Source organism: Roseibium sp. (genome assembly GCF_965229775.1).
GTDB lineage: Bacteria > Pseudomonadota > Alphaproteobacteria > Rhizobiales > Stappiaceae > Roseibium.
Genome location: NZ_OZ245929.1, coordinates 2,005,957 through 2,018,601, shown reverse-complemented (window position 1 = coordinate 2,018,601; position 12,645 = coordinate 2,005,957). Strand labels below are relative to the sequence as shown.

Below are 12,645 nucleotides of genomic sequence, written 5' to 3'. Positions count from 1 at the left end.
ATCGGCCTCAGCTCCTGGGCACCAGCGCCAGGGCGCGGATCGGGCTGCCTGTTCCCCGCTCGATCTTCAGCGGCGCGGCGATCAGGATGGCACCCTTTGCCGGCAGCTTGCTCAGATTGGCGAGCGAGGCCAGTCCGAAGCAGTTGTCCCGGTGAAGGAGATTGTGCGCAGGATAGGGCGGCTCCATGCCGCCGGCCTGGCCGGCATCGGTCCCGATACACTGCGTACCCCAGCCGACAATCTTTTTCGACAGCAGATACTCGATCGCATCGGGCGTCGGCCCGGGGCTGTGCGGACCGGTTTCATCCGTGTTCAGGAACAGATCCTCGTCGTGGGCGCGGTTGTCCCAATCGGTGCGCATGAGAACCCATTCCCCGGCACCGATTTCGCCATGCTCGGCTTCCCATGCCTTGATCAGGTCGGCGGTCAGAAGGAAATCGGCGTTTTCCGCGCTTTCCTTCGAGCAGTCGATCACATTGACCGGTGCGACCAGGCGCTGGACATTCAGCGTGTCGGTGAAGCCGTCCTCGTAGTCCTTGCCTGTGATCCAGTGATGCGGCGCATCGAAATGGGTTCCGGAGTGCTCGCCCAGCACCATCCAGTTCCAGGCGAAAAACGGCCCGTCCGAATCGTATTCGCTGATCTTGTGAATTTCGACCTTCGGCGTGTTCTTGGCGAAGTCCGGCGGCAACTGGATAATCGGCGTGTTGGGACCCAGGACGCCGGTGCAGTCCACCACCTCGACTTCGCCGGACAAAATCTTTGATCCCAGTCCGCTGAGTGCATTCTCTGCTGACATCTGATGCTCCCTCTCTACGTCTTGGCCGCTTGGCTCCTTATCGCAACTTTGATGCTAGACAGATTTATTTGTATTTGCAATTATCTATTTCGAGGGAGGCAAGGCTTGGACCATGGATGACACTCTGGACGGCGTGATAATCGGCAGCGGACACAACAGTCTCGCCTGCGCCGTTCATCTGGCAGCGCAGGGCTGGAACGTCGGTGTGTTCGAACGCGCACCGGTTGCCGGCGGTGCGGTGAAGACCGGTGAATACACGCTCCCCGGATACAGTCACGACTGGGCCGCCATGAACCTGTCCCTCTTCGCCGGCTCCGCCTTTTTCAAGGAATACGGCGATGAGCTGGTCCGGAACGGGCTGGAATTTGCACCTGCATCCGATTGTTTTTCTTCCGTTTTTCCAGACGGCTCCTGGCTTGGCGTCAGCAATGATCTTGAAAAAACGGCAAAGCGGATCGAAGCCATCGACGTTGAAGACGGCAAGACCTGGCGGCAACTCACTGCCGATTTTCCGGCCATGGCCGAACCGCTTGTCGGCCTGCTTGGCAGCCCGGCAAAGAAACGTGCATTTGCATATATTCTCTACAAGCACTGGCGAAAGTCCGGCACGGACGGCGTGCTTGACCTCAGCCGCTTCCTGCTGTCCTCGCCGCGTGACTGGCTGAACGAGACGTTCCGTTCCGCGAAGGTGCGTGCCCTGCTCGGCGCCTGGGGCATGCATCTGGATTTCGCGCCGGATATCTCCGGCGGCGCGCTGTTTCCGTATCTGGAAGGCATGGCCAACCAGGCATTCGGCATGGTTCTCGGCAAGGGCGGGGCGGGTGCGGCGATCGATGCAATGGTGTCCGCGCTCGAAGCGCGCGGCGGCAGCGTCACGCTGAACGCCGAGGTCACGCGCATTCTTGTCGAGAACGGCGAAGCGAAAGGCATCGAACTTGCCGACGGGCGCAAGGTCATGGCGCGCAATGCCGTGATCGCCAATGTTGCGCCGCAAGCCCTTTTGAAGCTCGCCGGGCAGACCGGGGATCAACGCTATGATAAAGGGCTAAAGACCTTCTCCCACGCGCCCGGCACCATGATGATCCACCTGGCGGTCGATGCGTTGCCTGACTGGAGTGCCGGCGAGGAGCTGAAGAAATTTGCCTATGTTCATCTGGCGCCGAGTGTCGACCAGATGGCACGCACCTATGCCCAGGCTCAGGCGGGCCTGCTGCCCGACGAGCCGGTGATTGTCTGCGGACAACCGACCGTGATCGATCCGGGCCGCGCACCGGACGGCAAGCACGTGCTCTGGCTTCAGGTGCGCATGGTTCCGGCCGAGATCAAGGGAGATGCGGCGGGGCAGATCGGGGAGACCGACTGGGAGACTGTCGCGGACACATATGCCGAACGGGTGCTCGATATCCTGGAACGCTATGCGCCGGGCACGCGCTCGAAGATCCTCGGACGGCACGTCGTCACACCGCTGATGCTGGAGGCGGACAATCCCAATCTGGTCGGCGGCGACCAGATCTGCGGCAGCCATCACCTCACGCAGCATTTCATGTTCAGGCCCGTACGCGGCTTTGCCGACGGCAGCACACCGGTGGGGAACCTGTTCCACACCGGGGCAGCCGTCTGGCCGGGTGCGGGCACCGGCGCCGGGCCCGGATATCTGCTCGCGCAGAAGCTCGCCGGATAGCGATAACGAAAACACATCCGGCCAACGTAAACATGGGGAACAGGACAATGAAGGTATCAAGACGCACGCTTTTGAAAAGTGCCGCTGCCAGCGGAGTGCTGACAGCCGTTGGAACGCCCGCTTTTGCGAACGAGATCGATGAACTGGTGATTGCCTACAACGTCAATCTGCCCAGCTGGGATCCGACGGTCGGCCCCTCCGCGGTCAATCCGACCATCCAGGGCATCTACCAGTCCGTTTTCGACATGTTCATCCACCAGAATCCGGACCTCAGCTTCGGCTCGGGCATCGTCAGCGAATGGGGATGGACCGAGGACAGATCCAAGATCTGGCTGGAAGTCCGGGAAGGGGTCACCTGGCACAACGGCGATCCGCTCACGCCGGAGGACGTTGTCTGGTCGCTTGAAAGGGCGGGCAATCCCGATACGGGCAACCCCATCCAGTTCATCTGGGGCAAGATCGGCAACTTCCAGATCGACGGCAACCGGGTCACGGCGGACGTCAAGGAATACGAGCCGACAATCTTCAAGTGGATGAGTTTCCTGACCGGGTATGTCCTGCCGAAGAAGTACTACGAGGAAGTCGGCGCCGAGGGTTTCGAGGCCAAACCGATCGGAACCGGCCCCTACATGGTCGACAATTTCGAACGCAATGCGTTCGTGCGCCTGAAAGCCAACGAGAACTACTGGGGCGGCGCGCCCGAATTCAAGACCGTCACCATCAAGTTCGTCACAGATGCCTCCAGCCGCACCTTCGAGGTCAGCTCGGGCAATTCTCACGTGACGCTGGAAATGCCTTACGAGGAATTCGACCGCCTCAAGGAACAGGACGGCATTGTCGGCACCGCCGCGCCGATTTCCGATATCGGCATGATCTTCATCAACGATGTCGAGCCGATGAACGATCCGAACGTGCGCATGGCCATGGCACATGCCATCGACAAGGAAACCATCATCGAGCGGCTGCTGTCCGGATACGGAGTTGCCATCGATACGCTCCAGACACCGGACTACACCGCCTATGATCCGTCCATCACCGTTCCCTATGATCCGGAGAAGGCCAAGGAACTGCTGGCCGCGTCCGGCTACGGTCCGGACAACCCGGTCACATTCAAGATCCAGACCACCCGCGGCTTCAAACCAAAGGACTACGAGATCATCCAGGTGATCGTCGGCCTGTGGCGCAAGGTCGGTATCGAGGCCGAGATCGAGGTCTACGAAATCGCCAAGCATTTCGAGTTGCGGGCAGCGGATCAACTGGCCCCGGCGGCGTTCTACAACTGGGGCAACGCGATCGGCGATCCGACCACGTCCACCGGCTTCGCCATGTTCGGCCCGTCCCCGCACTCTGTCTGGGACGGTGAAGACCTGATGCAGATGATCTTGCCGCTCTGGGGTGAGGCGGACGAGGAAAAACGCATCGCAGGCTGGAAGGCCGTCGACAAGCACATCGCCGAAAACGCGCTCGTTCTGCCGCTGATCCAGTACGTGCAGCCAATCCTGCACAGTGACCAGGTCAAGGTTACACCGCACGCATCGGGTGCCTTGCTGCCGCATCTGATGACACGTTCTTAAGTCAGGAAAACGTTACCTCACCTTCGCCGCAGTGCCCTTCCTGCTTGCTCCTTAGGGTGCTGCGGCGGCTCTTTTTCCTGAATAAAGGGCTGCGAAGCTTTTCATGCAAATCGTGCGTACCCTGCTGACGCGCCTGGCGACGACACTCATCACCCTCCTGGGGGCCGCCATCATCGTTTTCGTCGTGATCCGGGTCGTGCCCGGAAATCCGATCGCGATGATGCTGCCGCCCGGCGCAACCGATGCCGACATTGCTCGGCTGGAGGCTCTGTACGGGCTGGACAAGAGCATCCTCGAACAGTTCCTGATCTGGATCGGAAACGTCCTGCAGGGCGACTTCGGAACATCGATCACGAGCCGGCAGCCCGTTTTCGATCTTGTGATCGGACGCCTTCCGGCAACGCTGGAGCTGTCCGTGATGGCGCTGCTGATCGCGATTGTCGCCGGTGGCTCGGCCGCACTGACCGCCACGCTCTACCGCGGCACGAAGGTCGAGGGCGGTATCGACGTCGCCGGAGGCGTTGCCCTTTCGCTGCCGGATTTTCTCTGGGGTCTCGCGCTCATCCTCGTGCTTGGTGTCGTCTGGCCGCTGTTCCACATTTCCGGACGCGTGTCGCCTTCCCTCGGCTTCGATTTCAACACCGACTTCTACCTGATCGAGGCGCTGCTGCGGTTTCGCTTCGACGTGGTGCTCGATCTGCTTGGCCACATGTTCCTGCCCGCGCTTGCGCTGGCAATCCCGCTGGCGGCCATCATTCTTCAGCTGCTGAAACAATCACTCAAGGAATGCATGCACGACGACTACATTACGCTGGCACGGACCAAGGGCTATTCGGAAACATCGATCATTGCGCGGGACGCGCTGCCGAATGCCATCCTGCCGACGCTGACACTCGTCGGCGTCCAGTTCACCTTCCTCATTGGCGGGACCGTCATCATCGAGCGCCTGTTTTCCTATGAAGGTCTGGGAAACATGGCGATCGATGCCGTGATCAACCGCGACCTGCCGCTCATCCAGGGCATTGTCCTGGTGTTCGCGCTTCTGTTCACGCTCGTCAATCTGCTCGTCGACATGACCTACGCGGCGCTCAACCCGAGGCTTCGCCATGCGTGACGCCCGTGGTCAGATCCGCCGCCTGCCCGGCCTTCGTCTCTGGCTCAGCGGCGGCTGGCTGCTCATTCTCATTCTCGCCGCCATCTTCGCGCCGATGATCAGTCCGCACGATCCGCTGGAACAGGATCTTTTCGCAGCGCGGCTGCCACCCTTCTGGCAGCAGGGCGCCGATCCTGCCTATCTGCTCGGAACCGATTCCCTTGGCCGCGATCTCCTGAGCCGGATGCTCTACGGGGCGAGGCTGGCGCTGACCGTTGCGCTGGTTGCCGGGACACTCACCTGCCTTGTCGGCGCGACGCTCGGCCTGATCGCAGGTTACTACCGGGGCTGGGCCGATCTGGTGATTTCCCGGCTTGTCGACATCTGGATGGCCTTTCCGCCCGTGCTCTTCGCGATCCTGCTGATCGCCGTTCTGGGAACGGGGTTGACGTCGATCATCATTGCCATCGTCGTGATCGACTGGACACGGTTTTCGCGCGTGGTGCGCGCCGAAGCGATGAGCCAGGGTGCGATGGACTACGTCGCCTCCGCGCAGGTCGCCGGTCGCAGCCGGCTCGGCATCGCGCTTGCCGAGATCCTGCCCAACGTGCTGCCGACGATCGTTGCGCTCTTGACGCTTGAAATGGGCATCGCCGTGATCGTCGAGGCGATCCTGAGTTTCGTCAACCTGTCCATCTCGACCGACCAGCCGACCTGGGGCGGCATGATCGCCGAGGGGCGCACATCGATCTATCAGGCCTGGTGGGTTCTGGTGTTCCCGCTTGCCGCGCTGTTCCTGACGGTGCTCAGCTTCTCGCAGCTGGGTGAAGGCCTGAAGGACTATTTCGACCCGGTGCTGCGATGAGCTATCTGACGATCAAGGACCTGACGGTCCGGCTGAAGAACGGCGCGCCGCTGCTGCGCAAGGTTTCGCTGAACGTCAATTCGGGTGAGGTCCGCGCGCTGGTCGGCGAGAGCGGAGCGGGCAAGAGCATGATCGGCAAGGCCGTGCTCGGCATCCTGCCGCGTGCCGCGAAGCTCACCGGCGGTGAAATCCTGCTCGACGGCGAAGACCTTCTGAAGCTGCCGCCGCGGGCGCGGCGGACAAGGATCGGAGCAAAGGTCGCGCTGATCCCGCAGGACCCGCTCACGGCGCTCAATCCGTCGCGCAGGGTCGGGCCGCAGATCACGGATCGTCTCGTCGACATTCTCGGATGGCAGCGCAAGAAGGCAGAAGACCGCGCGGTCGAACTCCTTGACGAAGTGCATATCCAGTCGCCGGACCGGGTGATGAGATCCTATCCGCACGAGCTGTCCGGCGGCATGCGCCAACGCATCCTGATCGCCTCCGCCTTTGCCGCCGAACCGAAACTGATCATCGCCGACGAACCGACGACGGCGCTCGATGTCACGGTCCAGAAACAGATCCTCAAGCTCATCCGCGAGATGCAGGAACGACACGACACGGCGCTTCTGTTCGTGACGCACGATCTCGGCGTCGTTTCCAAGATCAGTCAGTCCCTGACGGTGCTCTACGCCGGCAAGGTCATTGAAGATACGGATGTCAGGTCGTTCTTTGCCGCGCCGAAACATGCCTACTCGAAGGCCCTCCTGGCGGCGACGCCTAAATACACCGACCCCGACGGCTCGCTGATGCCGGTTCCGGACAGCGTCATTTCCGCGGTGGAGCAGGAAGTCGCCGCCTTCGACGCACAGCTGATGGAGTGAGCAGGACCATGAGCGATCCCGTCTATCAAGTCCGCGACCTGAAGGTGTCCTTCCCCGACCTGGCGCACAAGCCGCTGTTCGGTTCCGCACCGCGCACACAGGTGCTCAAGGGCCTGACCTTCGATGTCGCCAAGGGTGATGTGCTCGGCATTGTCGGCGGCTCCGGCTCCGGCAAATCGACCCTCGGACGCGCCATGATCCGTTTGCTCCGGCCCGATTCCGGCTCGATCCTGTTCGAAGGAACCGAAGTGGCGCACCTGGACGAGGACGCCCTGAGACCGTTGCGCAAGCGGTTCCAGATGATCTTTCAGGATCCGATGTCGTCGCTCAATCCGCGCCGGCGCGTCGGCGGCATCATCGCCGGGCCGCTGCGCCTGCAGGGCTTCGACACCATTCCGGCGCGGGTCGATGAGGCCCTCGACATGGTCGGCCTGCCGAAGAACTTTTCCGAACGGTATCCGCATGAGCTGTCGGGCGGCCAGCGGCAGAGGGTCGGCATTGCGCGCGCCATCGCCCTGAAACCGGATTTCATTCTGGCCGATGAAATCGTGTCGGGCCTGGACGTCTCTTCGCAGGCGCAGGTGCTGAACCTGCTGGAACAGCTGGTGCGCGACCTCGGCCTGACGCTCGCCTTCGTCAGTCACGATCTGTCGGTGATCCGCAGACTGTGCTCGCGCATTCTTGTGATGCACCACGGCGAGATCGTCGAGAATTCGGCAACCGCCGACCTTTTCGCAAATCCGCAGGCGGACTATACGCGCACGCTGCTGGATGCGATTCCGCTGCCGGACCCCGACCAAGTCTGGGCCTGACCCATTCAGAGATCCAGTTCGAAGCGCCGGTTCGCCGCCGCAAATCCCATTTCCATGATCTCAGCCGCTTCGTCGCGGAAGCGTGCAACGTGATCGTCGACACTTTCGCGCTTGAGCATCATGCCGTAGCCATAGGCCTGGATACGATCTCGGTGCGCCTCGCCGATCAGCTTGTGAAGCGGCAGTCCGGCAACCTTGCCGGCAATGTCCCAGAGCGCGATATCCACCCCGTAGAGCGCTTGCAAAGGCATGCCTTTCTGACCATGATCGCACATGAGATTGTAGACCCTGCGCCAGAGCACGTCGCGATCCACGAGATCTCTGCTGAGTATGATCGGCTGGATGACCTTCTCGACGATCCGCTTGTTCGCGACCGCGACCCGGATAGCCCTGTTCCGTGATTTGAGCCACCGTGTCCCGCTTGAAATCGACACTGAAGTCGCTTGCGCCCATCATGACCTCCTTGCCTCAAAGCTAGGGAAGAAGCCGTCTACAAATTTAGGGGCTATTCAATTGTTGAGTTTGTAAGGAGCACAAATCGTTGAGTTCAAAAGTGAGTTTCTTAGAAGGCGGGTGGCTTTACAGCGTCCTCAGGCGCGCTTTTTGACGATACCATAGACTTTGCAATACGGCCGTCGGGAAGAAAAAAGAGGCAACGATGATTCTAAGTGAACCAGAAAACAGAAAGACGATCGATGTTGAAACAGGAATATTTTTGACACGGACAGAATCAAGAGCAAACGAAGGTATCGAGGTGTTTTCAATTTTCGACGGCAAAAAAGATATTGATTTAATTGTCGAAGAAGAAATACGAGATGCTGGCGACGGTAAAGTAGACATCGTGAGGCATGCAAAGACTTCTTTTTATTTTAGTCAGTACCCGGAAGAAATTTCAAAATATTCAAATATAATAAAACGTCTTTTCGCTGCCTTTGATTATAGCTACGGTAAATGGCCAGAGGAAATAAATTCCAGCGAAATATACCTTGAACAACTTGATAAATACTTGGGATGAAGCAACAAAATGGTTGATCATAGCTTCTTATACGCTTGACTTCGTCAGTCATGACCTCTCGGTGATCCGCCGCCGGTGCTCGCGTATCCTCGTGCTCCATCACGGCGAGACTGTCGAGAATTCGGCGACCGCCGACCTCTTTGCAAATCCGCAGGCGGACTATACGCGCACGCTGCTGGACGCGATTCCGCTGCCGGACCCCGACCAGGTCTGGGCCTGACCCATTCAGAGATCCAGTTCGAAGCGCCGGATGAAATCCATGTCCGGGGTCACGCCGTGCCCGGGACCCGGCGGAATGGAGACATATCCACCGGACGACTTCACCTGCCCCTGGATATCCAGAGGCTCCTGCAGAAGTTCGTCGCGGAACCTGTTGTCCGTCGTGTCGAATTCCAGCATCGGTTCCCAGGGATGAAGACCGCCAGGCAGGGCTGGCATTGCCGCCAGGAGCTGGATGTTTGTGGCAACCGCGATGGCCGATCCCCAGACGTGATTGATCACCGGGGTGAAATGGGCATGGCACAGGGCGAGCACGCGCAGATACTCGCTGACACCGCCAAGCGCGCAGACCTCGGGCTGGGCAATATCGAGGCCGCGGTTCTCCAGGATCTGGCGCCAGCCCCAGCGATTGAACTCCGCTTCGCCGCCGGAAATGTTCACACGCAGGCCGCTGCGCAGCTCCCGGTATCCGTCAAGATCTTCCGGCGCGACGGGTTCTTCGAACCAGTAGGCGCCCAGTTCCTCGAGTGCCCGGCCGACATAAAAGGCGTCGGACGTGGTGTAGCAATGGTTGGCGTCGACCATGAACTTGCCGCGGCCTTCCACGCCTTCGGCAACCGCCTGGCAGAGCCTGACATCACTTTCAGGACCAAGCCCGGTTTTCATCTTGGCCGCCGCAAATCCCATGTCCATGATCCCGGCCGCTTCGTCGCGGAAGCGCGCGACGTGATCGTCGACGCTTTCACGCTTGAGCATCATGCCGTAGCCATAGGCCTGAATGCGATCGCGGTGCGCCCCGCCGATCAGCTTGTGAAGCGGCAGTCCGGCGACCTTGCCGGCAATGTCCCAGAGCGCGATATCCACCCCGGAGAGCGCCTGCAGAGGCATGCCCTTCTGGCCGTGATCTCGCATGAGATTGTAGACCCGGTGCCAGAGCACGTCGCGATCCAACGGGTCGCTGCCGTGTATGATCGGCTGGATGACCTTCTCGACGATCCCCTTGTTTGCGACCGCGACATTGCCCGGACCGAAACACTCCCCCCAGCCGGTCACGCCTTCGTCGGTTTGAACCTCGACCAGATGGGCCGTGCGTTTTTCGTAATATTGCTGGGAGTAGCCCAGTTCACCGGGCAGGTCGTATTGCAGCACATGGCTTTTGACGCCTGTTATCTTCATGCGTTCAACCCTTCGAAGTCCGTGTCGTCAAACGTATAGAAGATTTTCGCCAGGGCCGGTAAGCCTTTGGCGCCGGCGTCCGCTTTTGTGTCGACGTCACTGGAGGATGAACTCCGCACAGCGCGAGCCCAGCATCATGGCTGGCGCATTGGTGTTGCCCGCGTTGATGTCCGGGACGGCGGACATGTCGCAGACCCGCAAGTTGTCAACACCCCGGACCCGAAGCCTGCCGTCAAGCACGGCCATTTCATCGCCATCTGCCCCCATGCGCGCCGTTCCGGCCGGGTGATAGTTGGTCTTGACGAACCGTTTGCAGTGGCTCCTGAGATCTTCGTCGGAACACTTGCCGGGGTCGGGGATTGCGACTTTCTTCAGCTTCGAGGCGATCGGGTTCGACTGGAGCGCCTCAAGGAAGAAGCGCTGGCCCGCCATCATCTCCTGCATGTCGTCTTCGTCCTTCAGAAGGTTCGGACACACGATCGGCATGTCGGCCGGCGATCCGGAGGCCAGTCTGACTTCACCGCGGGACTTGGGTTTGACGACGACCGTCGTGACCGTGACCCCGTAGCCGTCTTTCAGCTCCGACTGCGCATCCCGGTCCAGGTAGACGATGGGAACGCAGAAGGCCTGGATCGTCGGTTCGCCGTCGCGGTTGCGCGGGTTGACGAAAGCCCCGGCCTCGACGCCGGCGGAGGTGATGCGGCCGCTTCCGAAGAGCTTGAACTGAAGTCCGTTCAGGAGCATGCGCCAGCCTTCGCCCTGACGGTAATAGCCGTGCGGCCCGCTGGCACAGGCCGTGATCGGGACTTCGGGATGATCGATCAGGTTCTGGCCGACACCGGGCATGTCGGCATGAACCTGGATACCGAACGCGCCGAGATGATCCGCAGGACCGATCCCCGACAGCATGAGGATCTTGGGCGACACCAGCGCCCCCGCCGCCAAGATGATCTCCGCCGACGCATTGACGGTGTGTGTCCCCGAGGGATCGGTGTAGGACACGCCGACTGCCCGTCCGTTCTCCACGATGATCCTGTCCACCGCCGCCTGCAGCTTGATGGTCAGTTTCGGATTGCCGCGCAGCGGTTCGAGAAACGCGTAGGCCGTTGAACTCCTGCGGCCGTTCCTGTTGGTGAACTGGTAGAAACCGACACCGCGTTGCGACGGGCCGTTGAAGTCCGTGTTGTAGGGCTCGCCAAGGGTCTGGACCGACTGCACGAACCAGCGGGACATGGTGTCGACATAACCCGGGTCGGAGACCATGACGTCGCCATCCGTGCCGTGAAGATCGCCGGCAAGCCGGTTGTTCGCTTCCATTCCCTTGAAGTGGGGCAGCACGTCCGCCCAGCCCCAGCCGGGGTTGTCGTTGTTGGCGCGCAGCACATCGTTCCAGGCATCGTAGTCGCCGGGCCGGCCGCGCATGTAGACCTGTGCGTTGACGGAAGATCCGCCGCCCAGGACATTGCCCTGCGGGATGTCGTGGACCCTGCCGTCCAGATGCGCTTGCGGCGTCGTCTTGTGATACCGCATGTACTTGGAACCGTTGATCATCTTGAAGATGCCGGGGGGCATATCAAGCAGCGGATGCCGATGGGAATAGCCTGCTTCCAGCAGGAGCACGCGCGCGCCGCCCTCGCTCACGAGCCGCGCTGCCGCGACAGCACCGCCGGAACCACCGCCAATGACGATGTAGTCGTAGTCCGAGGTCATTCGTCCCCCCACTCAAATGTGACGCGAACGAATTCCCAGGCCGCCTTCAGATGGTTGTTCAGCGCTTCTTCCGCCGCGACCGGGTCGCGCTCGACAATCGCGTCGAGTATGGATTTGTGCGCCAGGTAGTTGACCTCGTTGCGTTCAGGAGAGCGCAGCATGCGGTCCCACTGGGGCGCCAGCCAGGACGTATAGCCTTCGTGCATGGCGGGGAAAATCGGGTTCCTGGGAATGCGGTAGAGAACACCGTGGAAGGCGACATCCGTCCGGTAGAATTCGTTCGAGTCCGGAATGGCTTTCCGGTTTTCCTCGAGCGCTTCCCGCAGGCCGGCGATGTCCTCCTTGCGTGCCGACAACGCAGCTTCGCGCACCAGGGCACGTTCGATGAAGACCCGGCTGTCGTAAAGGTTCTTGATGCCGGTCTTGTCCGTCAGGAGATGCTGGACGACATTGCCGCAGGCGTGGAGGACGGTCGCGTAATCCGGCTTGCGCACGATCGGGCGAAAGCGGGGCCGCGTTTCGATCAGCCCGCGGCTGGACAACTGGGAAATCGCCTCGCGGATCACGGTCCTGCTTGCGCCGAACTGTTCCATCAACTCCCGCTCGGCGGGCAAGGGCGTCCTGTCTTCCAGCTCACCGGAAACGATTTTCGCTTCCAGCATTGCGACCACATTGTCCGCTGCCCGACCCGTTTCGTTGCCGATGTCCATTGGGCGTAAACTCTCCCTTGTCATCAATTTCACGCTTTTTGGTACGACATAAAATTGATGTTCGTAAAGCAATTTTTTCGAAGCGTCAGAAATTTTCGCCAGTTTTCCGTTATTTTTCATGTGTTTAT

13 protein-coding genes are annotated in these 12,645 nt (G+C 60.6%); 8 read left to right on the top strand and 5 right to left on the bottom strand.

The features are described from left to right. Nucleotides 1-7: 7 nt before the first annotated feature. On the bottom strand, nt 8-799 hold the full coding sequence (locus ACO07N_RS09195; RefSeq protein ID WP_421980726.1) for a cyclase family protein: 792 nt from the start codon (nt 797-799) through the stop codon (nt 8-10). A gap of 112 nt (nt 800-911) precedes the next feature. Between ACO07N_RS09195 and ACO07N_RS09190 the strand changes: the two genes are divergently transcribed. From ACO07N_RS09190 to ACO07N_RS09165, 6 genes are all read left to right on the top strand, one after another. Continuing rightward, a complete protein-coding gene (locus tag ACO07N_RS09190; RefSeq protein WP_421980725.1) occupies nt 912-2,480 on the top strand; it encodes a phytoene desaturase family protein in 1,569 nt (522 codons plus the stop codon). 47 nt (nt 2,481-2,527) lie between these two features. Then, a complete protein-coding gene (locus ACO07N_RS09185) occupies nt 2,528-4,054 on the top strand; it encodes an ABC transporter substrate-binding protein (protein WP_421980724.1) in 1,527 nt (508 codons plus the stop codon). 103 nt (nt 4,055-4,157) lie between these two features. Continuing rightward, nucleotides 4,158-5,168: an ABC transporter permease gene (locus ACO07N_RS09180; protein ID WP_421980723.1), complete on the top strand. Its 1,011-nt coding sequence runs from the start codon at nt 4,158-4,160 to the stop codon at nt 5,166-5,168. Next, a complete protein-coding gene (locus ACO07N_RS09175; RefSeq protein WP_421980722.1) occupies nt 5,161-6,012 on the top strand; it encodes an ABC transporter permease in 852 nt (283 codons plus the stop codon). Before ACO07N_RS09180 ends, ACO07N_RS09175 begins: the two co-directional genes overlap by 8 nt. Beyond that, the gene (locus tag ACO07N_RS09170; RefSeq protein WP_421980721.1) at nt 6,009-6,875 is read left to right on the top strand and encodes an ABC transporter ATP-binding protein; all 867 of its coding nucleotides are present in this window, start codon (nt 6,009-6,011) and stop codon (nt 6,873-6,875) included. Before ACO07N_RS09175 ends, ACO07N_RS09170 begins: the two co-directional genes overlap by 4 nt. A gap of 8 nt (nt 6,876-6,883) precedes the next feature. Then, nucleotides 6,884-7,687, top strand: a complete 804-nt coding sequence (locus tag ACO07N_RS09165; protein WP_421980720.1) for an ATP-binding cassette domain-containing protein — start codon at nt 6,884-6,886, stop codon at nt 7,685-7,687. A 5-nt stretch (nt 7,688-7,692) separates the two neighbouring features. Here ACO07N_RS09165 and ACO07N_RS09160 read toward each other — a convergent pair whose 3' ends face one another. Then, nucleotides 7,693-8,121 carry a hypothetical protein gene (locus ACO07N_RS09160; RefSeq protein ID WP_421980719.1) on the bottom strand — a complete coding sequence of 143 codons (429 nt, stop codon included), beginning with the start codon at nt 8,119-8,121 and terminating at the stop codon, nt 7,693-7,695. Nucleotides 8,122-8,345: 224 nt separating this feature from the next. Between ACO07N_RS09160 and ACO07N_RS09155 the strand changes: the two genes are divergently transcribed. Both ACO07N_RS09155 and ACO07N_RS09150 read left to right on the top strand, forming a co-directional pair. Then, on the top strand, nt 8,346-8,702 hold the full coding sequence (locus ACO07N_RS09155; protein ID WP_421980718.1) for a hypothetical protein: 357 nt from the start codon (nt 8,346-8,348) through the stop codon (nt 8,700-8,702). 13 nt (nt 8,703-8,715) lie between these two features. Further along, the gene (locus ACO07N_RS09150; protein ID WP_421980717.1) at nt 8,716-8,922 is read left to right on the top strand and encodes a hypothetical protein; all 207 of its coding nucleotides are present in this window, start codon (nt 8,716-8,718) and stop codon (nt 8,920-8,922) included. 5 nt (nt 8,923-8,927) lie between these two features. Here the strand turns inward: ACO07N_RS09150 and ACO07N_RS09145 are convergent, their stop codons facing one another. The 3 genes from ACO07N_RS09145 to ACO07N_RS09135 all read right to left on the bottom strand — a co-directional run bounded on the left by ACO07N_RS09145 (nt 8,928) and on the right by ACO07N_RS09135 (nt 12,517). Beyond that, nucleotides 8,928-10,097 carry a mandelate racemase/muconate lactonizing enzyme family protein gene (locus ACO07N_RS09145; RefSeq protein ID WP_421980716.1) on the bottom strand — a complete coding sequence of 390 codons (1,170 nt, stop codon included), beginning with the start codon at nt 10,095-10,097 and terminating at the stop codon, nt 8,928-8,930. A gap of 96 nt (nt 10,098-10,193) precedes the next feature. After that, nucleotides 10,194-11,807: a GMC family oxidoreductase gene (locus ACO07N_RS09140; RefSeq protein WP_421980715.1), complete on the bottom strand. Its 1,614-nt coding sequence runs from the start codon at nt 11,805-11,807 to the stop codon at nt 10,194-10,196. After that, complete coding sequence (locus ACO07N_RS09135) at nt 11,804-12,517, bottom strand: FCD domain-containing protein (protein WP_421980714.1); 714 nt, start codon at nt 12,515-12,517, stop codon at nt 11,804-11,806. The genes ACO07N_RS09140 and ACO07N_RS09135 overlap by 4 nt, the downstream gene beginning before the upstream one ends. Nucleotides 12,518-12,645 lie beyond the last annotated feature (128 nt).

Bases quoted from the DNA above. Each gene is read 5' to 3' on its own strand.
- ACO07N_RS09195 (WP_421980726.1), bottom strand. From the start codon at position 799: ATGTCAGCAGAGAATGCACTCAGCGGACTGGGATCAAAGATTTTGTCC.
- ACO07N_RS09190 (WP_421980725.1), top strand. From the start codon at position 912: ATGGATGACACTCTGGACGGCGTGATAATCGGCAGCGGACACAACAGT.
- ACO07N_RS09185 (WP_421980724.1), top strand. From the start codon at position 2,528: ATGAAGGTATCAAGACGCACGCTTTTGAAAAGTGCCGCTGCCAGCGGA.
- ACO07N_RS09180 (WP_421980723.1), top strand. From the start codon at position 4,158: ATGCAAATCGTGCGTACCCTGCTGACGCGCCTGGCGACGACACTCATC.
- ACO07N_RS09175 (WP_421980722.1), top strand. From the start codon at position 5,161: ATGCGTGACGCCCGTGGTCAGATCCGCCGCCTGCCCGGCCTTCGTCTC.
- ACO07N_RS09170 (WP_421980721.1), top strand. From the start codon at position 6,009: ATGAGCTATCTGACGATCAAGGACCTGACGGTCCGGCTGAAGAACGGC.
- ACO07N_RS09165 (WP_421980720.1), top strand. From the start codon at position 6,884: ATGAGCGATCCCGTCTATCAAGTCCGCGACCTGAAGGTGTCCTTCCCC.
- ACO07N_RS09155 (WP_421980718.1), top strand. From the start codon at position 8,346: ATGATTCTAAGTGAACCAGAAAACAGAAAGACGATCGATGTTGAAACA.
- ACO07N_RS09145 (WP_421980716.1), bottom strand. From the start codon at position 10,097: ATGAAGATAACAGGCGTCAAAAGCCATGTGCTGCAATACGACCTGCCC.
- ACO07N_RS09140 (WP_421980715.1), bottom strand. From the start codon at position 11,807: ATGACCTCGGACTACGACTACATCGTCATTGGCGGTGGTTCCGGCGGT.
- ACO07N_RS09135 (WP_421980714.1), bottom strand. From the start codon at position 12,517: ATGGACATCGGCAACGAAACGGGTCGGGCAGCGGACAATGTGGTCGCA.